This window comes from Umezawaea sp. NPDC059074, assembly GCF_042738955.1.
GTDB lineage: Bacteria > Actinomycetota > Actinomycetes > Mycobacteriales > Pseudonocardiaceae > Umezawaea.
This window is the reverse complement of record NZ_JBHYHC010000036.1, coordinates 1-19,661: the sequence shown is the minus strand read 5'-3', so window position 1 is coordinate 19,661 and position 19,661 is coordinate 1. Positions and strand designations below refer to the sequence as shown.

Annotated in this window: 17 protein-coding genes; 11 read left to right on the top strand and 6 right to left on the bottom strand. The window is 72.8% G+C overall.

Features of this window, described 5'->3' with window-relative positions; all coding sequences use genetic code 11:
• Positions 1-7 precede the first annotated feature (7 nt).
• Genes rhaI through ACFWW9_RS18420 form a run of 4 tightly spaced genes read left to right on the top strand, consistent with a single transcriptional unit; the run spans position 8 to position 5,729 of the window.
• Positions 8-1,177 carry an L-rhamnose isomerase gene (gene rhaI / locus ACFWW9_RS18435; protein ID WP_390378719.1) on the top strand — a complete coding sequence of 390 codons (1,170 nt, stop codon included), beginning with the start codon at positions 8-10 and terminating at the stop codon, positions 1,175-1,177.
• 22 nt (positions 1,178-1,199) lie between these two features.
• On the top strand, positions 1,200-4,355 hold the full coding sequence (locus tag ACFWW9_RS18430; protein ID WP_390378716.1) for a family 78 glycoside hydrolase catalytic domain: 3,156 nt from the start codon (positions 1,200-1,202) through the stop codon (positions 4,353-4,355).
• Between the two features lie 42 nt (positions 4,356-4,397).
• Complete coding sequence (locus ACFWW9_RS18425; protein WP_390378713.1) at positions 4,398-5,384, top strand: LacI family DNA-binding transcriptional regulator; 987 nt, start codon at positions 4,398-4,400, stop codon at positions 5,382-5,384.
• Positions 5,385-5,393: 9 nt separating this feature from the next.
• Positions 5,394-5,729: a VOC family protein gene (locus ACFWW9_RS18420; RefSeq protein WP_390378710.1), complete on the top strand. Its 336-nt coding sequence runs from the start codon at positions 5,394-5,396 to the stop codon at positions 5,727-5,729.
• Here the strand turns inward: ACFWW9_RS18420 and ACFWW9_RS18415 are convergent.
• Positions 5,726-8,146: a glycoside hydrolase family 3 C-terminal domain-containing protein gene (locus tag ACFWW9_RS18415; protein WP_390378707.1), complete on the bottom strand. Its 2,421-nt coding sequence runs from the start codon at positions 8,144-8,146 to the stop codon at positions 5,726-5,728. The two genes, ACFWW9_RS18420 and ACFWW9_RS18415, sit on opposite strands and share 4 nt — an antisense overlap.
• Before the next feature lie 291 nt (positions 8,147-8,437).
• On the opposite strand from ACFWW9_RS18415, the gene ACFWW9_RS18410 reads away from it, so the two are divergent.
• Positions 8,438-9,466 (top strand): LacI family DNA-binding transcriptional regulator, encoded by a 1,029-nt coding sequence (locus ACFWW9_RS18410; protein ID WP_390378704.1) that lies wholly within the window; start codon positions 8,438-8,440, stop codon positions 9,464-9,466.
• 4 nt (positions 9,467-9,470) lie between these two features.
• Here ACFWW9_RS18410 and ACFWW9_RS18405 read toward each other — a convergent pair whose 3' ends face one another.
• On the bottom strand, positions 9,471-10,505 hold the full coding sequence (locus tag ACFWW9_RS18405) for an NAD(P)-dependent alcohol dehydrogenase (RefSeq protein WP_390378701.1): 1,035 nt from the start codon (positions 10,503-10,505) through the stop codon (positions 9,471-9,473).
• Positions 10,506-10,589: 84 nt separating this feature from the next.
• Between ACFWW9_RS18405 and ACFWW9_RS18400 the strand changes: the two genes are divergently transcribed.
• Positions 10,590-11,180, top strand: a complete 591-nt coding sequence (locus ACFWW9_RS18400) for a TetR family transcriptional regulator (RefSeq protein ID WP_390378698.1) — start codon at positions 10,590-10,592, stop codon at positions 11,178-11,180.
• A gap of 3 nt (positions 11,181-11,183) precedes the next feature.
• Here the strand turns inward: ACFWW9_RS18400 and ACFWW9_RS18395 are convergent, their stop codons facing one another.
• Both ACFWW9_RS18395 and ACFWW9_RS18390 read right to left on the bottom strand, forming a co-directional pair.
• Positions 11,184-13,865, bottom strand: a complete 2,682-nt coding sequence (locus tag ACFWW9_RS18395) for a hypothetical protein (protein WP_390378695.1) — start codon at positions 13,863-13,865, stop codon at positions 11,184-11,186.
• Between the two features lie 138 nt (positions 13,866-14,003).
• The gene (locus tag ACFWW9_RS18390) at positions 14,004-14,390 is read right to left on the bottom strand and encodes a hypothetical protein (RefSeq protein WP_390378692.1); all 387 of its coding nucleotides are present in this window, start codon (positions 14,388-14,390) and stop codon (positions 14,004-14,006) included.
• A gap of 141 nt (positions 14,391-14,531) precedes the next feature.
• On the opposite strand from ACFWW9_RS18390, the gene ACFWW9_RS18385 reads away from it, so the two are divergent.
• The gene (locus ACFWW9_RS18385; RefSeq protein WP_390378689.1) at positions 14,532-15,065 is read left to right on the top strand and encodes a TetR/AcrR family transcriptional regulator; all 534 of its coding nucleotides are present in this window, start codon (positions 14,532-14,534) and stop codon (positions 15,063-15,065) included.
• On the opposite strand, the gene ACFWW9_RS18380 is transcribed toward ACFWW9_RS18385, so the two are convergent.
• Positions 15,062-15,283, bottom strand: a complete 222-nt coding sequence (locus ACFWW9_RS18380) for a hypothetical protein (RefSeq protein WP_390378686.1) — start codon at positions 15,281-15,283, stop codon at positions 15,062-15,064. The two genes, ACFWW9_RS18385 and ACFWW9_RS18380, sit on opposite strands and share 4 nt — an antisense overlap.
• Positions 15,284-15,358: 75 nt before the next feature.
• Between ACFWW9_RS18380 and ACFWW9_RS18375 the strand changes: the two genes are divergently transcribed.
• Complete coding sequence (locus ACFWW9_RS18375) at positions 15,359-15,730, top strand: hypothetical protein (protein WP_390378683.1); 372 nt, start codon at positions 15,359-15,361, stop codon at positions 15,728-15,730.
• Here the strand turns inward: ACFWW9_RS18375 and ACFWW9_RS18370 are convergent.
• Entirely contained in the window at positions 15,693-16,415 is a 723-nt protein-coding gene (locus tag ACFWW9_RS18370; RefSeq protein WP_390378680.1) for a GntR family transcriptional regulator, read from the bottom strand. The genes ACFWW9_RS18375 and ACFWW9_RS18370 overlap by 38 nt on opposite strands.
• A gap of 113 nt (positions 16,416-16,528) precedes the next feature.
• Here ACFWW9_RS18370 and ACFWW9_RS18365 point away from each other — a divergent pair, with 113 nt between their 5' ends.
• Genes ACFWW9_RS18365 through ACFWW9_RS18355 form a run of 3 tightly spaced genes read left to right on the top strand, consistent with a single transcriptional unit; the run spans position 16,529 to position 19,527 of the window.
• Positions 16,529-17,797, top strand: coding sequence for an MFS transporter (locus ACFWW9_RS18365; protein ID WP_390378677.1), 1,269 nt, complete (start codon positions 16,529-16,531; stop codon positions 17,795-17,797).
• Between the two features lie 55 nt (positions 17,798-17,852).
• A complete protein-coding gene (locus tag ACFWW9_RS18360) occupies positions 17,853-19,229 on the top strand; it encodes an acyclic terpene utilization AtuA family protein (protein ID WP_390378674.1) in 1,377 nt (458 codons plus the stop codon).
• Positions 19,222-19,527 (top strand): DUF4387 family protein, encoded by a 306-nt coding sequence (locus ACFWW9_RS18355; protein ID WP_390378671.1) that lies wholly within the window; start codon positions 19,222-19,224, stop codon positions 19,525-19,527. The genes ACFWW9_RS18360 and ACFWW9_RS18355 overlap by 8 nt, the downstream gene beginning before the upstream one ends.
• Positions 19,528-19,661: the final 134 nt, after the last annotated feature.

The following is a 19,661-nucleotide window of genomic DNA, read 5'->3' as shown; positions in this document are numbered from 1 at the left end:
CAGCACCATGACGGACACCACCGACCGGGTCAGGAACGCCCTGCGGGCACAGCGGATCGAGACGCCGTCGTGGGCGTACGGCAACTCGGGCACCCGCTTCAAGGTGTTCACCCAACCCGGTGTGCCGCGCACGCCGTTCGAGAAGATCGACGACGCCGCTCAGGTCCACGCCTTCACCGGCGTGGCGCCGACGGTGGCGCTGCACATCCCGTGGGACGCCGTCGACGACTACCGGGCCCTTGCCGACCACGCCGCCGAGCGCGGCGTGGCGCTGGGGGCCATCAACTCCAACGTGTTCCAGGACGACGACTACAAGCTCGGCAGCGTCACCAACCCGGACCCGCGGATCCGGCGCAAGGCGACGGACCACCTGCTGGACTGCGTGGCCATCATGGACAAGACGGGGTCGCGCGACCTCAAGCTGTGGTTCTCCGACGGGCTGAACTACCCCGGCCAGGACAACCTGGCGCGGCGGCAGGACCGGCTCGCCGAGGCCCTGCGCGAGGTCTACGACCGGCTGGGCGACGACCAGCGGATGCTGGTGGAGTACAAGCTGTTCGAGCCCGCGTTCTACGCCACCGACATCCCGGACTGGGGCACCGCGTTCGCGCACTGCGTGGAGCTCGGGCCCAAGGCGCAGGTGGTGATCGACACCGGTCACCACGCGCCGGGCACGAACATCGAGTTCATCGTGTCGTTCCTGCTGCGGCAGAAGAGGTTGGGGGCGTTCGACTTCAACTCCCGCTTCTACGCCGACGACGACCTGATGGTCGGGGCGGCCGATCCGTTCCAGCTGTTCCGGATCATGCACGAGATCGTCCGGGCGGACGCGTTGAAACCGGAGGCGGGCATCGCCTTCATGCTCGACCAGTGCCACAACATCGAGGCGAAGATCCCCGCGATCATCCGCTCGGTGCTCAACGTCCAGGAGGCCACGGCGAAGGCGCTGCTGGTCGACGTGGACGCGCTCGAGGCCGCGCAGGACTCCGGCGACGTGCTGGAGTCCAACGAGGTGCTGATGGACGCCTACAACACCGATGTGCGCCCGCTGCTCGCCGAGCTGCGGACCGACATGGGGCTCGACCCCGATCCCGTCCGGGCCTACCGCCGGTCCGGGTACGGCGATCGGATCAGCGCGGACCGCGTTGGCGGCGAACAAGCCGGGTGGGGCGCCTGAACCTCACGACGAAGGGGACTCGATGAGCGTCAACCGGCGGGACTTCTTGCTGGGCACGGCGGTAGGGGCGGGGGCGTTGGCGTTGCCGGCGGGCACGGCCGCAGCGGACGTCGACCCCGCGGGCGGGCTGCGGGTCGAGTCGACGGCGGTGGAGTACGCGGAAACCCTGCTGGGCACGGACGTCGCGAGGCCCCGGCTGTCGTGGGTGCTCGCGGCGGACGCCGTCGGCGCGCGGCAGACCGCGTACCAGGTGAGGGTCGACGGCGGCTGGGACTCCGGCAAGGTCGTGTCGGACCGCAGCGTCGGGGTCGTCTACGACGGTCCCGCGCTGCGGCCCCACACCCGGTACACCTGGCGGGTCCGGGTGTGGGACGAGCGCGGTCGCGCGTCGGCGTGGAGCGCGGCGAGGTGGTGGGAGACGGCGTTCCTCGGCACGCCGTGGACCGCCCGCTGGATCGGGGCCGCGCCACCGGTCGCGGGGCTGGCGTTCGACCCGGCGTCGTGGATCTGGTCGCCCGGCGCGACCCCGTCCGGCGCGCCGACCGGTCCGCGCTGGTTCCGGGCGGGCCTGGACGTGCCCGCGGACGTCACGCGGGCGCGGGTCATCGCCACGGCCGACGACGACTTCACCCTGTACCTCAACGGGCAGCAGGTGCTCTCCGCTCCCGAGCAGGTCGACGGGTGGAAGCTCGGCCAGTCCGCCGACGTCACGGCGCAGGTGCGGGCGGCGGGCGGTCGGGTCGTGCTGGCCGCGCTCGCGACGAACCGCGGCTCCGTGTCGGTCAACCCCGGCGGCCTGCTCGTGCGGCTGGTGGTCGACTCCGGGTCCGGGACGCGGGAACTGGTCACCGGAGCCGGGTGGAAGGTCGTCGACGCCGAGCGGAACGGGTGGCAGCAGAAGGGGTTCGACGACTCGGCGTGGGCCGCGGCGGTCGTGCTCGCGCCCTACGGGCAGGGGCCGTGGGGCCGGGGCGTCGGCCTGGTCGTGGAACCGCCCGCTCCGGTGCTGCGCAAGGAGTTCACGCTCGCCAAGCCGGTCGCGAGCGCCCGGCTGCACCTCGCCGGGCTGGCTTACTACGACGCCCGGCTCAACGGGGGCAAGGTCGGCGACCGGGTGCTCGACCCCGGTTTCACCGACTACGAGGAGACCGTCCTCTACGCCACCCACGACATCACCTCGCAGGTGGTGAAGGGCGCCAACACCCTGGACGTGACGCTGGGCCGCGGGTTCTACGGCATGACCACGCCGAACGTGTGGCGGTGGGAACAGGCGTACTGGCACGCCGAGCCCAAACTGCTGGCGCAGCTGGAGATCACCCACACCGACGGGTCGCACACCACCGTGGCCACGGACGCCGGGTGGAAGGTCTCGGACAGCCCGACGACGTCGAACTCCCTGTACGCGGGGGAGTCCTACGACGCCCGGCGCGTTCCGGGCGACTGGCGGGACGCCACGCTGCTCGACCCTCCCAAAGGGACACTGGTCGCGCAGCAGCACGAGCCGATCCGGGTGGTGGATACCGTGCGCGCCACGGCCGTCACCGAACTCCGGGCGGGGGTCTACGTCGTGGACCTCGGCCGCACCATGGCCGGGTGGTCGCGGATCACCGTCACGGCACCCGCGGGCACGGTGGTGCGGCTGGCGCACGGCGAGCGGCTCAACCCCGACGGCAGTGTGCTCAACACCAACGGCCACGTGCCCGGCCGCCACCAGATCGACGAGTACACGTGCTCCGGGCAGGGCGTGGAGACGTGGGAACCCCGCTTCTCCTACAAGGGTTTCCGCTACGTCCAGGTCACCGGGTTCCCGTACCGGCCGGGCCTGGACGACGTGGTCGGCCGGGTCGTGCACAGCGACGTGCCGGAGACCGGGACGTTCCAGTGCTCGCAGCCGTTCTTCGAGCAGCTCGACCGGGCGATGAAGCGGACGCTGCTCAACAACCTGCACGGCATCCCCACCGACACCCCGATGTACGAGAAGAACGGCTGGACCGGCGACGCGCAGCTCGGGGCGCCGGTGATGGCGTACGCGTTCGGCGTGCAGCGGTTCCTGTCCAAGTGGATCGGCGACCTCGCCGACAGCCAGACCGCGCCGGGCGCGCTGCCGGTGATCGTGCCCAGCGGCGGCTGGGGCTACCAGGAGGCCGCGCCGTCGCCGGAGTGGACGACGGTGTACCCGTTCCTGGTCCGCGAGATGTACCGGGTGTACGGCGACGAACGTCTTGCCGCCGACCACTGGCCCACGTTGGTGAAGTACCTGGACTGGGAGATCGGCCGCCTGCAAGGAGGTCTGGCCTCCACGGCGCTGGGCGACTACCTCGCGCCCGGCTACGGCGGCAACCCGCCGGAGGACACCCGGCTCACCGCGACGGCGTACCTGCACCGGGCGTTGACCGGTGTCGCCGACCTCGGCGACCTGCTGGGGCACGCCGACGTGGCGGCCCGGTACCGGGCGCAGGCGGACGCCTGCCGGGACGCGCTGAACGCGAAGTTCCTGGTGGACGGGCGTTATCGCAGCGCGCAGGACCCGGACTTCCGCCAGACGTCCCAGGCGGTCCCACTGATGTTCGGCCTCGTCCCACCGGGCCAGGTGGCGGCGGTGGTGGCGAACCTGGTGGCCGACATCCGGGCGCGCGGCGACCACCTCAACACCGGGGCGCTGGGCACGAGCGTGCTGCTGAGGGTGTTGACGCAGCAGGGTTTCCCGGACGTGGCGCACGCGCTCGCGGTGCAGCGGACCTTCCCGAGCTGGGGCTTCTGGATGGACAACGGGGCCGACACGATGTGGGAGATGTGGCCCGCCGACTCCCGGTCGCGCGACCACTACTTCCAGGGCACGGTCGTGCAGTGGCTCTACGAGAACGTGGCGGGCCTGCGTCCCGGTGACGCCGGGTACCGGACGTTCGTCGTCCGGCCCGACGCGCGGGTCGGGGTCACGTGGGCGCGCACGTCGGTGAAGACGGTTCGCGGCACGGCGTCCGCGGGCTGGTCGCTCGTCGGCACGGCCGTGCAGCTCACGGTGGAGGTGCCGGTCGGGTCGACCGCCGAGGTGCACGTCCCGGCGGTGTCGCGGGAGGCGGTGACCGCGGCGCAGGGCGCGGAGTACGTGCGAACCGAGCCCGGTTACGTCGTGCACCGGGTGTCGTTCGGGACGTGGCGGTTCACCGGACGGCAGTGAATCGTTTCAGCAGAATCGTCGCCCGACGAATAGGATCGCGCGATGGCGCCGAGCATCAAGGACGTGGCGGAACGTGCCGGGGTCTCCCTCGGCACGGTCTCCAACGTGCTCAACCGACCGGACAAGGTCTCCGAGGCCACCCGGACCGTCGTGCTCGCCGCCATCGCCGAACTGGGGTTCGTCCGCAACTCCCAGGCGGCCCAACTGCGCGCGGGCGCGAGCCGGTCGCTGGGCCTGATCGTGCTGGACCTGGCGAACCCGTTCTTCCACGACATCGCCAGGGGCATCGAGGACGTGGCCACCGAACTGGGCTACGCGCTGGTGCTGTGCAACTCCGACGAGCAGGCCTCCCGCGAGGACCGGTTCCTGCAACTGCTGGAGGAGCAGCGGGTCCGCGGCATGCTGATCACCCCGGTCGGCCCGACGTCGGAACGGCTCGACGCGCTGCGGAGCCGCGGCACGCCGACCGTGCTGGTGGACCGCCACGACCCGCGGGTCGACTGCTGCTCGGTCGCCGTGGACGACGTGGCGGGCGGTGAACTCGCGGGCGCGCACCTGCTGGAGCGCGGCCACCGCCGGATCACCTACGTCACCGGCCCGTTGTCGTTGCGGCAGTGCAAGGACCGGCTCACCGGCCTGCGCCGCGCGGTCGGCGGGGACGTGGAGGTCGACGTCGTCGAGGTGCCCGCGCTCAAGGCCCGCCACGGCTACGAGGCCGCGCGCGGGCTGTTCGACGACGGCGCCGACCCCACCGCGGTGTTCTGCGCCAACGACCTGCTGGCGCTGGGCGTGCTGCGCGCGGCCGTGAGCACCGGCCGCCGCGTGCCCGACGACATCGCGCTGCTGGGCTACGACGACATCGACTTCGCCGCCGACGCCGCCGTGCCCCTGTCGTCGGTGCGCCAGCCGACCCTCCACATAGGACGGACGGCGGCGCGGCTCCTGGTGGAGGAGTGCGACCACCCCGACTCGCACACCCACCAGCAGATCATGTTCCGGCCGGAATTGGTGGTCCGCGAGTCGACGTAGGATCGCCGCATGGACCTGTACGCGGGGATCGCCGTCACCGACGTCCCGAGGGCGCTCGCCTGGTACGAGACGCTGTTCGGCTTCCCGCCTGCGCTGGTCACCGGGGACGAGGCCGTGTGGGACCTCGCCGAGCACCGGGCGGTGTACATCCAGCACAACCCCGCACGCGCGGGCCACCTGCTGCTCAGCGTCTTCGTCGACGACCTGGAGGCGGTCGTCGCCCGGCTCGCCGAGCAGGGCGTCGAGCCCGCGAAGCGGGAGACCTACGCGGACGGCGTACGCAAGGCCACCTACGTCGACCCGGACGGCAACGAGTTCGGCTTCGGCGGCGGCCCCCTCGCCTAGGGAGCCGGGTTCAACCGGGCCGACAGCTGGAGGTCGCCCGCGGACGGGCCGACGAACAGGGTGATCGGGCCGGCGGGGGAGTGCCACGCGTGGTCGAGCGTCGACCAGCGGCGCAGCGCGTCCGGCTCGATCGGCACCCGCACCCACGCCGCCTCGCCCGCCGGGACGTGCACGGCCGCGTAGCCCACGAGCCGCCGGTCCTCGCCCTCGGCCTGGTACACCTGCACCACCTCGCGGCCCGCGCGCGGACCGGTGTTGCGGACCCGCACGCGCACGTCGAACCCGGACTCGGCGTCCACGTTGTCGCGCGCGGAAAGCCCTTCGTAGGACCAGGTCGTGTAGCCCAGGCCGTGGCCGAACCAGTACGCCGGGGCCACCGGACCGCCCGCCCACGCGCGGTAGCCGACGCGGCTGCCCTCGGTGTAGGCGAGCACCCCGTCGACCGGCGTCGTGTCCAGCACCGGCACGTCGGCCGTGCGCGCCGCCCACGTCGTCGGCAGCCGCCCGCCGGGCTCGGCGACGCCGAACAGCACGTCGGCCAAGCCGTCACCGGCTTCCTGACCGGGGAACCACGTGACGAGCACCGCGGCTACGTCCTCGCGCCACGGCAGCTCGACCGGGCCGCCCGCGTTGACCACGACGACCGTGCGCGGGTTGGCCGCGGCGACCGCGCGCACCAGCTCGTCCTGCCTGCCGGGCAGCTCCAGGGTCGTGCGGTCGAAGCCCTCGCTCTCGATCTCGTCGGTCGTGCCGACCACGACCACGGCGACGTCCGCCGTGCGCGCCAGCTCCACGGCCGCCGCCAGCTCCGCGTCCTCGTCCACCCGCGGCGGGTCGGCGGCCAGCGCCACCGCGTTGCCGGTGTCGGCCGCGAGCCGCCGCTTGGCCCGCACCAGCACCTCGCGGCCCGCCTCGACCGGCCAGGACGCCTCGCGGAACGACGGCGTCACGTGCACGTACGTCGGGTCGTCGGACTCCGGCACCACCAGCTCGTCCACGAGCACGTGCCCGTCGACCTCCAGCAGCACCTCGCCCAGCCCGATCACCGCGAACCGCCACTCGCCCGACGTCGGCGGCCGGAACAGCGCGCTGACCTCCACGAACGCCGCTTCCACGTCGACGGACGGGTCCAGGATGCGGCCGCTGAGCCGGTGCTCGGCGTGCACGACCTCGTCCTCGTCGTCCAGGTACCGCACCAGCACCCCGGCCTCGCCGGTCACCGGGTCGCTGGTGTGCTCGGGCTTCAACGGCGTCGGCCGGGTGTGCAGGAACGCGCCCGCGCGGTGCACCACCTCGGCGCGGCCCACGAGCGCGGCCCGGATGCCGTCGACCGGGGACACCACAGCGGCGGGGAAGACCCCGGCGCTGCCGCCGCCCTGCACCCGAGCGTCCACCGCGTTCGGGCCGAGCACAGCCACGCGGGTCAGCACCGCGGGGTCCAGCGGCAGCACCGAGTCGTTGCGCAGCAACACCGAACCCGCCGCCACGGCCCTGCGCAACCGGCCGCGCGACTCGTCGGGGGTGATCCGGGGCGGCGGCACCGGGGTCGCGGGCCCGAGGGCCCCGACCCGCCGCGCCAGCACCAGGATCCGCCGCAGCCGGTCGTCGATCTCCGACTCCGCGACCTCGCCGCGGAGCACGGCGTCCACCAGGGGCCTGCCGCGCAGTTCGTGCGGGCCGGGCATCGCGAGGTCCGTGGACGAGGTGACCGTGCGCACCGCGCCCCAGTCCGACACGACCACGCCGTCGAAGCCCCACTCGCCGCGCAGCGGCTCGTCCAGCAGGGGGCTGTCGGACATGGTGGTGCCGTTGACGCCGTTGTAGGCCGACATGACGACCCACGCGCCCGCGCGCACCGCGGCCTCGAACGGCGCCAGGTACACCTCGCGCAAGGTCGCCTCGTCCACGCGGGCGTCCAGCGTCAGCCGTTCGGTCTCCGACTCGTTGGCCACGTAGTGCTTGGGGCTCGCCGCGACCCCGCCGGACTGCACGCCGGTGATGTAGGCGGCGCCGATCCGCGAGGTCAGCAGCGGGTCCTCGGAGAAGCACTCGAAGTGCCTGCCGCCCAACGGGGACCGGTGCAGGTTCAGGTTCGGCGCGAGCAGCACGTCCACGCCCTTGCGCCGCGCCTCGGCGGCCAGCAGCCTGCCGAGCCCGCTCACCACGTCGGCGTCCCAGGTCGCGGCCATCGCCGTCGGCGACGGCAGGGTCAGCGCCGTGTCGCGCTCGTCCCAGCGCTCGCCCCGCACGCCCACCGGGCCGTCGGAGAACACGATCGCGCGCAGCCCGATCGACTCCTCGGCCTGCGCGCGGAAGGTCCCGCCGCCGGAGAGCAGGCGGACCTTCTCCTCCAGGGTCAGCCGGTCGACGAGCGCGTCGAGGTCGGTGCCCGTGTCGGCTCGCTGCGTGGTCGTCATGGGGCGATCACTCCTGGGGGTGATTTGGAGAGCGCTCTCCAACTGGGGTAACCCTCGCCTCTCGGTGTCGTTCGTGTCAAGGGATGCCCACTACCTGGTCTTCATGTTGGGAGCGGGAACAAATTCCCTCATTCCCGGATGGCGCGCGCGGGCATCTGGGAAGAACGCCTTGGAGAGCGCTCTCCAAGCAGGTCCCACGACCCCGTGCGGAGCACCGGTCGACGGCCTTCGGCTGCCGCGGCGACCGGTTCGTGACGTGGAGAGCGCTCTCCCACGTGCTATAAAGCCTCCATGAGCGCAGCGTCCCAGGCACGTCCTCCCACCTTGGAGGACGTGGCGCGGGTCGCGGGGGTGTCGCGGGCGACGGTGTCGCGCGTGATCAACACGACCCGCAACGTCGACCCGACCATCCAGGAAACCGTGCGGCGGGCCATCGCCAAGACGGGCTACACGCCCAACACGGCGGCCCGCTCGCTGGTCACCCGCCGCACCGGCACCATCGCCCTGGTCGTCTCGGGCGCGGGCGACTCCGGCGGCGACATCCTGGTCGACCCGTTCTTCGGCCGGGTCGCCAGCGGCATCATCAGCGCGCTGAGGCCGCGCGGCGTCTACCCGCTGCTGATGTTCGCCGACACGCCCGAGACCCGCGCGCACGTCGTGGACCACCTGCGCCAGGGCAACGCCGACGGCGCGCTCGTGGTCGCGATCCACTCGGCGGACCCGCTGCCGGGGATGCTCGTCGCGGCGGGCGTGCCCGCGGTCCTGTTCGCCCGCCCGACCCGGCCGCTGCCGATCAGCTACGTCGACCTGGCCCACCGCGAGGGCGGCAAGCTCGCCGTGGACCACCTCGTCGCCCGCGGCTGCCGCCGGATCGCGACCATCTCCGGCCCGCTGGACGTGCCCGCGAGCCAGGAGCGCCTGGCCGGGTTCCGCGAGGCGTGGGCCCGCCACGGCCACGCCGAGGCGCCGTTCGTGGAGGGCAACTTCACCCAGGACAGCGGCGAGCGCGCCATGGAACGCCTGCTGGCCGAGCACCCGGACGTCGACGGCGTCTTCGCCGCCAACGACCTGATGGCCGCGGGAGCCCTGCACGTCCTGCGCGACCACGGCCGCCGCGTCCCCGACGACGTGGCCGTGATCGGCTTCGACGACAGCAGCGCCGCCACCGCCAGCCGTCCGGCCCTGACCACGGTCCGCCAACCGGTGGAGGACATGGCCGCCGAGATGGCCCGCCTGCTGCTCGACCGGATCGGCAAGCAGGACCGCCGGGTCACGTCCGTGGTGTTCGAGCCGACCCTGGTGGTCCGCCAGTCGGCGTGACCGGTCAGTCGAGGTCGGACAGGTCGAGCACGAACCGGTAGCGGACGTCGTTGCGGCCGAGCCTTTCGAGCGCGTCCGCCACGCGGGCCGACGGCAGCACCTCGACGTCGGCGGTGACGCCGTGGGCGGCGCAGAAGTCGAGCATGGCGGCCGTCGCGGGACGGCCGCCGCTGCCCGCGGAGCTGAGCTTCTTGCGGCCGACCAGCAGGTCCATCGCGTCCACGGTCATGGAACCGAGGTAGCCGAGGTGGCTGAGGGTGCCGTCCACGGCGACCAGGCCCAGGTAGGGGCCGACGTCGTGGGCGACGGGAATGGTGTCGATCAGGACGTCGAACCGGTCGCGCGCGGCTGCCATGGCGTCCGGGTCGGTGGAGTCGACGAGGTCGTGCGCGCCGAGCCGGGCCGCGTCGGCCGCGCGGTCCGCCGACCGGCTGACCACCGAGACCTCGGCCCCCAGCGCGACGGCGAATTTGACCGCGAGGTGCCCCAGTCCGCCCAAGCCGCTCACCGCGACACGGGAGCCCGGCCCCACGCCGAGGGCCCGCAGCGGCTCCCACACGGTGATCCCGGCGCACATCAGCGGTGCCGCCGCGGCCGGGTCCAGGCCCTCGGACAGGTGGTAGGCGAACCGGTCGCGGACCACGTACTCGCGGGAGAACGCGCCCAACGTCGGCGTCCCGTCGTGCCGGTCGGTGCCGCCGTAGGTCAGCGTCGGGAACTCGCGGCAGAAGTTCTCCTGGCCCGCCGCGCAGGCGACGCACGTGCCGCAGGAGTCGACGATGTTGCCGACGGCGACGGGATCGCCGACCTGGAAGCCGGTCACGTCCGGACCGGTCTCGGTCACCACGCCGGTGAACTCGTGGCCCGGCACGAGCGGGTCGTCGCCGTGGTGCGAGCGGAGGGCGTGCAGGTCGGTGTGGCAGACGCCGCAGTGGTCCACGCGCACCGCGAGGTCGTCGCGGCGCAGGTCGCGGCGGGGGATCGACGTCCTGCGCAACTCCGTCGACCCGTGGGCCAGCCAGCCGGTGGTGCTCCTCATGGGCGCTCCTCAAACAGAACAGTCGGTTTGTTTTCGACACTAGCACCAAAAGCAAACCGAACAGTCTGTCTGTAAGCTGCGACCATGCCCGACCAGCACCTGACCGCCCGCGGCGCGGCCACCCGGCAGCGCATCGTCGACGTCGCCACCCGCGAGTTCGCCGAGCACGGCGTGGCGGGCGCCCGCGTGGAACGGATCGTCGCCGAGGCGAACACCAACAAGGCCCAGCTCTACGGCTACTTCGGCAGCAAGGAAGGCCTGTTCGAGGCGATCTTCCGCGCCTCGCTGGAACGGATCGTCAACGTCGTCCCCATCGACGCCACCGACCTGCCGGGCTGGGCCGTGCGCCTCTACGACGAGTACCTCCGCCGCCCCGACCTCATCCGCCTGGCGACCTGGTCCCGCCTGGAACGCCGCCCCGCGGGCCACCTCGTCGCCGACGCCGACCGCCTCGACACGACCAAACTGGCCGCCATCACCGACGCCCAAGCGGCGGGCCTGGTCCGCGACGGCGACCCGTTCGACCTGATGGCCCTGGTCATCGCCCTGTCCATGGCCTGGTCCCCGGTCAGCAACGTCTACGCCGCCACCGCCGACGAGCCGGACGACGTCCACGACCGACGCCGGGCCCTGCTGCGCGACACCGTCCGCCGCGCGGTCGCGCCCGACGCGTGACCGTCACGGACAGGGGAACTGGTCGGCGTTGAGCAGCAGCACGCAGTCCGGCGGACGCGTCACGTCCCGCACGTCCGGCAGCCGCAGCAGGGCGAGCGGCCGGTCCCGCCCGTCGCGGAACCGGGAGAGGTCGATGCGACCGGACGCGCCCTCGTAGCAGTTCCGGGTGGTGACGACGGGGTCCGAACAGGCGGATTCGCGCAGCTCCTGCGCGACCGCGGACCGGTGCGGGCCCGACCCGGCGGCGGCGACGGCCGCGGCGGCCTGGAGGAACACGCCCGCGCCGTCGTAGCTCAGGCCGACGCGCTCACCGATCCACACGGGCGGTTGGGCCCGGAGGATCCCGCCGAACGCGCGGCCCGCCGGGCCGTACACGTCGGCGCCGTCCAGCAGGTCCCGCAGGCCCAGGCACAACGAGGTCACGGGACGGCCGTCCTCCGGGAGGCACGACCGGTTGTTCAGGACGGTCATCGGGCCGAGCGAGACGTAGAGGATCGACTTCCCGCTGTACCTCGCCTTGGCCCGCTTCTCCCGCTGGGCCACGAAGCGCGCCACCGTGTCGTCGCCGACGACGACGGGCGGGTCGGCGCCGCACTCGTCCAGCACCCGGTCGAAGAACCGGTCGAAGTCCACCTGCCTGCCCGCGTAGAACGCGATCTGGTCCGCGCCGCAGACGGGGACGACCGTGCCGACGTCGGTCCACCGGCTGAACGCGCCGGGGTCCACGAGCTTGGCCATCTCGGCCCCGAGCGACGTCAGGTACCCGTCGCCCCGCACGTCGTCGGGCTGGTACACGGTGAGCTTCTTGCCCTCCTTGTCCGCGTGGAGCTTGACGAGCGCGGCTTCCCGCTTGTTGTCCGGGACGACCTGGAAGTAGAGCGGGGAGCGGTCGGTGAGCCCGACGCCGGTGAGCGTGGTCGCGATGACGGGGACGCCCAGGTCGCCGAGCGCCGTGATGGCCTGCTCCACCGGCTCGACGGTGCGGCTCATGCCCACCGCGCCCAGGATCGTCGGGTCCTCGGCCAGCAGGGGAGCGAGCAGGTCGACCAGCGAGCGGGCGTGCCGCATCTCGAACCCCGCGTTGGCGAGGACCACGCGGAGCAGCGGGGTGGAGTGGTCGCTGCGCCGGTTCATCTCGGCCTGGAGCAGCAACAGGCCCGTGAGCTGCTCCGTGGTGGAGTCGTCCGCGCCCAGTTGGCCGTCCGGTTTCGTGAACTCGGACAGGTAGACGACGCTGACCAGCGGCCGGGTCGTGGCCTCGGCGTGCAACCGCAGCGCCGTCTCGTTCATCTCGAACACCGCCCGCTGCGCGGCCAGCAGGCGTTCGTCGGTGCCGAAGACCTGGCCCGCGCGGTCGCTGTAGCCGACGCACTCCGTGCGGCCCCCGCTGTCGACCAGTCGGGTGCTCACCCCGATGCCGGTGCCGGGCAGGCAGTCCCCGACCCACCGGGGGACGACCCAGAACCCGGCGGGCACGAGCAGGCTCGCGACGAGGACCAGGCAGGCGAGCCGGGTGGTCACCCTGCGGATCAGCAGCGGCACCGGCTTGGGACGGGGGTGGCCCACGTCCGCCCACGCGGCCTCGTCCTGGTCGCTCGGCGGGCCGTCGTCGTCCTCCGGCATCCGGGACACGACGAACCGGGCCGTGCGGTGCATCGACTGCCGCCGCTCGGGAAGACGGCGAGCCCACCGCCCGACCTCGCTCGGCAGGCGGTAGACGGGCTCGGCGCGGTCCTCCCCGACCAGCCACCGGGGCGCCGCGTCCGCCGTCGCCACCACCAGCAGCGGATCGGGTTCGGTGGACTGGTTGCGCACGTCGTTGATCAGGCGCAGCAGTTCCCAGCCGCCGTTCTCCTCGGTCACGCCCTTGAGCACCACGAGCGCGTACGCCGTGCGCCGCCCGCGCCGGAAGCGCCACGAGCCCATGCCGTAGGCCCAGCGCAGTTCCTGGAGGAAGGCGTGCACCAGGAGCAGCTTCACCTCCTCGCGGGCCTCCTCCCTCGGGCTCGGCCCGGCCAGCCACTCGGCGAACCCGACGAAGGAACCGAAGTGGCGGGGGGCCGCGAACTGCTGGTCCACCAACCAGGACCGCTCGCGCCCGAACCACGCCCACCACCGGTAGCGGAGCGCGCGGACCACCGCGCCGGGGGAGAACTCCACGCCGCCGAGCGCGGTGACCTTGACCGGCTCGGCGTCGGTGGCGGCGGCGCGGTGCCAGGACCGCAGCACGGCGGTGGTGGCGGACCGCTCGTCACGGGTGCGGCTCGACCGGATCGGCAGCCGGGTGAGCAGGTCGACGAGGCGGAAGACGCGGAACCCGAGCCGGTGCCGGTGGCCCGACGGGGTGCGGGCCAGCCGCTCGCGCAGGACGTCGAGCAGCGGCAGCAGTCGGGGTTCGAGCCCGTCGTCCGGGTCCGGGGCCGCGGTCTTGTCGAGGTCCAGCGAGGCGTACAGCACCGCGGGCCGCTCCGCCTTGCCCAGCCGGTCGTCCAACGCCCGCACCCACGAGTCGACCTGGTCGCCGATCAGGCAGAGGATCGGCAGCGCGCGTTCCCGGCTGCGGTGCCACCGGGTTCGCTCGCTGTCGTAGGGCTTCCGGTCGTGGCGCAACGCCCTTGGCCGGTCCAGCAGGACCTGGAGCTCTCTCAGCAGCGCGTCGAGGCCGCGGAAAACGACGTCACCCACCCCAACCTCCCTCGCCGCGGCGCCGTCACGGGGCGAACGCCCGTGGAACGCTTCCACGCCGACGTGTCCGGGGTGTGCGGGCCGGGCAAGATCACCGAAATGGACCAGGAAGTCCACCCCGCCCGGAATCGGGCGGCGTCACCGGCGGCGGTCGAACCACACCGCCGCGCCGATCGCCGCCGCGCCAACGCCTTCCCACGCCGCACCGCGCAGCAACGACCGCGGCCCACGACCGGTGACGACCTGGCCGACCATGTCCGCGGCCAGCAGCAGCCGGTGCGCGACGGCCTGCGCCGGGAACAGCCGCCACCCCAGCGTCGCGCCGAGCACGTAGAGGCCGCCCTCGCTGAGCGCGGCCAGTGAACTGCTCCGCAGGATCGTGAGCGTGTGGTCGCCCGGCGCGCGGTCGGCGACCGGCTCGAAACCAGCCGCGTCCAGCGACCGGTCCGGCGCGACCACGCCGAGCACCCCGATCGCACCGCCCAGTACACCCAGCGCGGTCAGCGTCCACCTCGTGGCGCTCACAGCGCCACCTGGTGCCAGGCGAAGATCGGGACCAAGACATCGGGAAGGGGCATGAAGACCTCCGAAAACGGTAGTGGCACTGCCGTTTCACCGTACCCGCTAAAGTGGGAGTCCGGCTACCGCTTCACCGGAGGGACCTCGATGCGAGCACCCCGCAAGGACCAGGTCCGCAACCGGCAACGGCTGGTCACGGCCGCGCGCGAGGCGTTCGGCGAGCACGGCCCCGACCTCACGCTGGACGAGGTGGCCCGGCGCGCGGGCGTCGGCGCGACGACCCTCTACCGGCACTTCGACGGCAAGGAGGACCTCGTCGAGGCGGTGTTGGACGACCTGGTGGACGCGGTCCGCGAGAAGGCCGCGTTGGCCGCCGCGACCGGCGACCCGGAGCAGGCGTTCCGCGCCGCCTTCACCAGCAGCTGCGACCTGTCCGAGGCGGAGACGGCGACCTTCGCCCGGCTGGCGACCGTCAGCGGCCGGGCGGGGGAGCACGCGCAACGCCTGATCGAGAGCGTGCTGGCACCCGCCACCACGCGGTTGAGCGAGGCGGGCGGTCTGCGGGCCGGGATCACCGTCGAGGACATCGCGGCGTTCGTCCGGATGACCCTGACCGCCGACAGCGCGGCGAGCCGGGGCAAGGCCATCGACACCCTCCTCGACGGCCTGACCCGCGGTTAGCGCCCGACGGTCCGCCTGGCCGGGCCCGCCGCGCTGCGCGGCACGATCGGCACCAGGCCGATGGTGCTGAGCACGGCGACCACGCCGTTCTGGATCCGTTGGCTCGTGGAGGGGGAGTAGCCGGGGCCGCTGCACAGGCGGCCGTGGCACACCGTGGGCGCGGGACTGGTGCAGCCCGCGAGCAGCAGGACGGCGGCGGCCAGTCGAAGACGGCGCATGGGGGTCGATCCTCCGGTCGGTCGCGGAACTGCTCTAGGGTGCCCTACCGCAAGCCGAAGCGGGGGGAGTTGGCCGTGGCCGATCGAGGTCTTCGGATCGCACGGGTGGTGCTGTTCGCGCAAGCGGCGGCGTCGGCGGGGATCTGGGTCGTGCAGGTGCTCACGACGCTCAACCGGCTGAACCACGGCCAGAACGTGCCCGCGACCGTGTGGTTCGTGCTGGTGGTCAACCCGGTGATCGCGATCGCCGCCGCCGTGGCCGCGGCCTCCCTGCTCTCCCGCCCGTGGGCTCGCCCGCTGGCCATCGCCGTCGAGGTCGTCGGATGCGCGGGAGCGCTGGTCAGCGTGCTCACCGGCTTCCGGCAGGCCGGGGTCGCGATCGTCCTGGCGGTCGTCGTGATCGTGCTGGTCAGCCGGTCCGGCGTGGTTCGCCCCGCAGTGCGTTGAGACCGCCGCGGGCGTCCTCCAGCACGATCTGCTCGGCCTCGGCGGAGTCGCCCGCGCGCAGCGCGAGGACCAGCGCGCGGTGGCTCGCGTAGCGGTCCTGGCCGAACTCCTTGTCCGCGGCGACGCGCTCCAGCAGGCGCGCCCGGCGCTCGGCGGGGGAGAACACCCTGGTCTGCTCCAGCAGCCGGACCAGGACCGCGTTGGCGGCGCACGCGTTCACGCCCTCGTTGAACCGCCACATGGCGTCGAGCAGCGCGTCGAGGTGCTTGTCGATCGGCTTGCCGTCGTCGTGCCGCTTCCGGATCACGATGTGCAGGTCGTCGGCCTCGTCGAGGACCGCGTCGAGCCGGTCGAGCTGCTCCGGGGTGGCGTGCCGGGCGGCGAAGCGGGCCACGAGGCCGCGCAGGCCGATCTCGACCTCGGCGAGGTCCTGCCGCGCGGTGTCCCCGATCGTGGCCACGACGACCGTGCGCGGCCCGGTGCGCTCGATGAGCCCGTCCTGCTCCAGCCGCCGGAGGGCCTCGCGCACCGGCGTGGGGCTGACCGACAGCCGTTCGGCGAGCCCGCGTTCGGTGATCTTCTCGCCGGGGCGTAGCTCGCCGGACCCGATGGCGTCGCGGACCGCGCGGTACGAGCGGTCGGCCAGCGTGTCGTTGGTGAGCGTGCTCAGGGTGTCGCGGGACATGCCGCCACTTTAGGGCACGTGCGATGGGCTAGTAGTTAAGAGACTTTTGACAATCTTGCTATAGCAAAACTAGGGTGGTCTGGGTCACTACGACTCCACCGAAGGACTCGCGCATGACGACGGTCAGCACACCCGTGACCCGCGGGATCACGTTCTACTGCGCTCTCGCGGTGTTCGCCCAGGAGTCGATGTGGTCGTTCTACGACACCCAGGTCCCGCCGCTGCTGCGCGAACACGTCGGCAGCGCCGCGGTCGTGGGCCTGCTGATGGGCATGGACAACCTGCTCGGCGTCTTCGTCCAGCCGTGGATGGGCAACCGGTCCGACAACACCCGCACCCGGTGGGGCCGTCGGATGCCGTACATCGCCGTGGTGATGCCCGCGTCGGCCCTGCTGTTCCTGCTCATCCCGCTCGCGTGGTCGTTCGCTTCGCTGGTCGTGGTGATGTTCCTGTTCGCCTTGGTGGGCAACAGCTTCAAGCCCGTCGTCGAGTCGCTGATGCCCGACTTCATCGAGCCCGAACGCCGCAGTCGCGGCAACGCGGCGGTGAAGACCGCCTCCGGCCTCACCACTGTCACGACCGCGGTCCTCAGCGTGCTGCTGGTCGACGACCACCCGACGCTCGCGTTCGCCGTCCCGTCCGCGATCGCGTTCCTCGCGGTGGCCGTGCTGGTGTGGCGGGTGCGCGACAACCGGTCGCAGGCGTACCGAACAGCGCTCGTGGAGGACGCCGCCGACCGCCCCGATGCCCCCAAAGGCGTGCCCATGCGTGCCGTCGTGGTCGGCATCCTCCGCGACCACGACCGCAGTCGGCTGCTCCTGCTCGCGTCGGTGCTCCTCTTCGGCGGCGCCTATGCCGCGTCACGCGCGCTGATGACGCCGTACGGCATGGAAACCCTCGGCCTGTCCCGCGGCGACGCGGGCGGCCTCGCGCTCCCCGCGGGCGTGGCGTTCCTGGTCGCCGCCTACCCCGCCGCGTTGCTGGCGGAACGCCTCGGCCGACTGCGCACGATGGCGCTCGGCATGGCGGTCTTCGCCACCGGGATGCTCGCGGCCACGGCCGTGCCGACGGCCACCGCCACCACGATCGCCCTGGCACTGGCGGGCGTCGGCGCGTCCGGCTTCATCATCAACGCCGCCGTGGTCCTGTGGAACCTCGCCCCGTCCGTCCGCGTGATCGGCACCTACACCGGCCTGTACACCGTGACCTGGCAACTCGGCGGCCTGGTCGGCCCCACCGTCGTCGGCGGCATGGTCGACGTCACCGGCTGGCGCTTCCTGCTCCTCGACATCGCCGTGCTCACCGCACTGGCGGCCGCCGCGGTCCTGCGCGTCCGCGTCCTGGCCCGCCGCCTGCCCGCGGGCGTGGGCAAGGTGCTGTAGGCCGCGTGAGGCATTATGCTATAGCAAAACTCATCAACAAAGCATCGGAGAACGCATGAGCAAGCCGGACGAAGTGCGGGTCCTGGTGCCCTCGGGGATGTTGGGCGCCGGGTTCGACGTGGCCGCGGTCGAGCGCGGGCTCGTGTTGGGGGCCGACGTCATCGCCGTCGACGGCGGGTCGACGGACTCGGGGCCGTACTACCTGGGCTCGGGGAAGCCGAAGACCGCTGCCGCCGCCGTGGCCCGTGACCTGCGGATCCTGCTCGGCGCGGCCGCGCGCGCCCGGATTCCGCTCATCGTCGGCTCGTGCGGCACGAGCGGGACCGACTCCGGGGTCGACTGGGTCGCGGGGATCGTCGACGGCATCCTCGTCGAGGACGGGCTGGACCTCGCGGTCGCGACGATCCACGCCGAGCAGACCGCCGCGACCCTCGTGGAGCACCTCGACGCCGGGCGCGTCCACCCGCTCGCGCCGATGGGGGAGTTGCGCGCCGCGACGCTGGAGGCCTGCACGCACGTCGTCGCGATGATGGGCCACGAACCCATCGTCGCCGCGCTCCAGGACGGAGCCGACGTCGTCCTCGCCGGCCGCGCCACGGACACCGCCGTCGCCGCCGCGTACCCGTTGATGATGGGGATGCCCGCCGGGCCGACCTGGCACGCGGCGAAGATCGTCGAGTGCGGCGGCCAGTGCACGACCAACCCGCGCTCCGGCAGCGTGTTCGCCACGATCGACCGCACCGGGTTCGTGATCGAGTCGCTCGACGAGTCCGTGTCCTGCACCCCGCACTCGGTGGCCGCGCACATGCTCTACGAGACGGCCGACCCGTTCCGGATGCGCGAACCAGCGGGCACGCTCGACGTCACCGACGCCGTCTACACCGCGCTGGACGACCGTCGCGTTCGCGTCGAGGGCTCGCGGTTCGAGCTCGCCGACCAGCACACCGTGAAGCTGGAGGGCGCGCGGATCACCGGCTACGAGACGATGTCGTTCTCCGCGATCCGCGACCCCCTGATCCTCAAGGACGTCGACGGCTGGGCCGAGTTCCTCCGCCAGGTCCTCACCGCGCGGGTGAGCCAGACCCTCGGCCTCGCCCCCGCCGACTACGCCTTCGACATCCGGCTCTACGGCCACAACGCCGTCCTCGGCCACCTCGACCCCGCGACCACGCCTCCGCGCGAGGTCGGCGTGATGCTGCTCGTCCAGGCCGCCGACCAGGAGACGGCCACCGCCGTCGCGAAGGTCGCCAACCCGCTGATGCTGCACCTGCCCGCCACGGACATGGCGTACCTGCCGAGCCTCGCGTTCGCCACGTCCCCCGCGGAGACCGAGCGCGGCGCGGCGTACGAGTTCGTCCTGAACCACGTGGTCGACACCGAGACCCCCACGAGCATGTTCCGCACCACGATCCGGAAGGCCGCCCATGTCTGACACCACCCTCGGCGACCTCGCCCTGGAGGTCCGGTCGAAGAACGCCGGGCCCTTCTGGGTCACGGTCGAGCTGTTCCTCCGCGACGACGCCGGGTACGCGCTCGCCGCCGACCTCGTCGACGAGGCCCTCATCGCCCGCGTGTACGACGTTCCGGTCGACGGCGTGCGGGTGTTCCGCATCCCGTCGCTGCGGGTCGTGAAGGCGTCCTACCCGCGTCCGGTCAGCCAGGGCAGCCTGTTCGACCGCGACGTCCACGCGGGCCAGCACCACGTCCCGCTCGCCGTGCTCGTCCCTTAGCGCGTGTCCGCCCGCTGGTCCTGGACCCTCGCCGCCGTCACGACGGCGGCGTCCGCAGTGCTGCTCACCTGGCTCCGGGTGCCCGCCGCCCTCCTGTTCGCGGGAGTGCTCGGCGGGCTCGCGGCGGCGCTGTC

What these genes read in the sequence shown, in the direction of transcription:
- ACFWW9_RS18400 (WP_390378698.1), top strand. Translation starts at nt 10,590, where the DNA reads ATGCCCGACCAGCACCTGACCGCCCGCGGCGCGGCCACCCGGCAGCGC.
- ACFWW9_RS18380 (WP_390378686.1), bottom strand. Translation starts at nt 15,283, where the DNA reads ATGCGCCGTCTTCGACTGGCCGCCGCCGTCCTGCTGCTCGCGGGCTGC.
- ACFWW9_RS18430 (WP_390378716.1), top strand. Translation starts at nt 1,200, where the DNA reads ATGAGCGTCAACCGGCGGGACTTCTTGCTGGGCACGGCGGTAGGGGCG.
- ACFWW9_RS18410 (WP_390378704.1), top strand. Translation starts at nt 8,438, where the DNA reads ATGAGCGCAGCGTCCCAGGCACGTCCTCCCACCTTGGAGGACGTGGCG.
- ACFWW9_RS18370 (WP_390378680.1), bottom strand. Translation starts at nt 16,415, where the DNA reads ATGTCCCGCGACACCCTGAGCACGCTCACCAACGACACGCTGGCCGAC.
- ACFWW9_RS18385 (WP_390378689.1), top strand. Translation starts at nt 14,532, where the DNA reads ATGCGAGCACCCCGCAAGGACCAGGTCCGCAACCGGCAACGGCTGGTC.
- ACFWW9_RS18365 (WP_390378677.1), top strand. Translation starts at nt 16,529, where the DNA reads ATGACGACGGTCAGCACACCCGTGACCCGCGGGATCACGTTCTACTGC.
- rhaI (WP_390378719.1), top strand. Translation starts at nt 8, where the DNA reads ATGACGGACACCACCGACCGGGTCAGGAACGCCCTGCGGGCACAGCGG.
- ACFWW9_RS18420 (WP_390378710.1), top strand. Translation starts at nt 5,394, where the DNA reads ATGGACCTGTACGCGGGGATCGCCGTCACCGACGTCCCGAGGGCGCTC.
- ACFWW9_RS18425 (WP_390378713.1), top strand. Translation starts at nt 4,398, where the DNA reads ATGGCGCCGAGCATCAAGGACGTGGCGGAACGTGCCGGGGTCTCCCTC.
- ACFWW9_RS18355 (WP_390378671.1), top strand. Translation starts at nt 19,222, where the DNA reads ATGTCTGACACCACCCTCGGCGACCTCGCCCTGGAGGTCCGGTCGAAG.
- ACFWW9_RS18360 (WP_390378674.1), top strand. Translation starts at nt 17,853, where the DNA reads ATGAGCAAGCCGGACGAAGTGCGGGTCCTGGTGCCCTCGGGGATGTTG.
- ACFWW9_RS18415 (WP_390378707.1), bottom strand. Translation starts at nt 8,146, where the DNA reads ATGACGACCACGCAGCGAGCCGACACGGGCACCGACCTCGACGCGCTC.
- ACFWW9_RS18405 (WP_390378701.1), bottom strand. Translation starts at nt 10,505, where the DNA reads ATGAGGAGCACCACCGGCTGGCTGGCCCACGGGTCGACGGAGTTGCGC.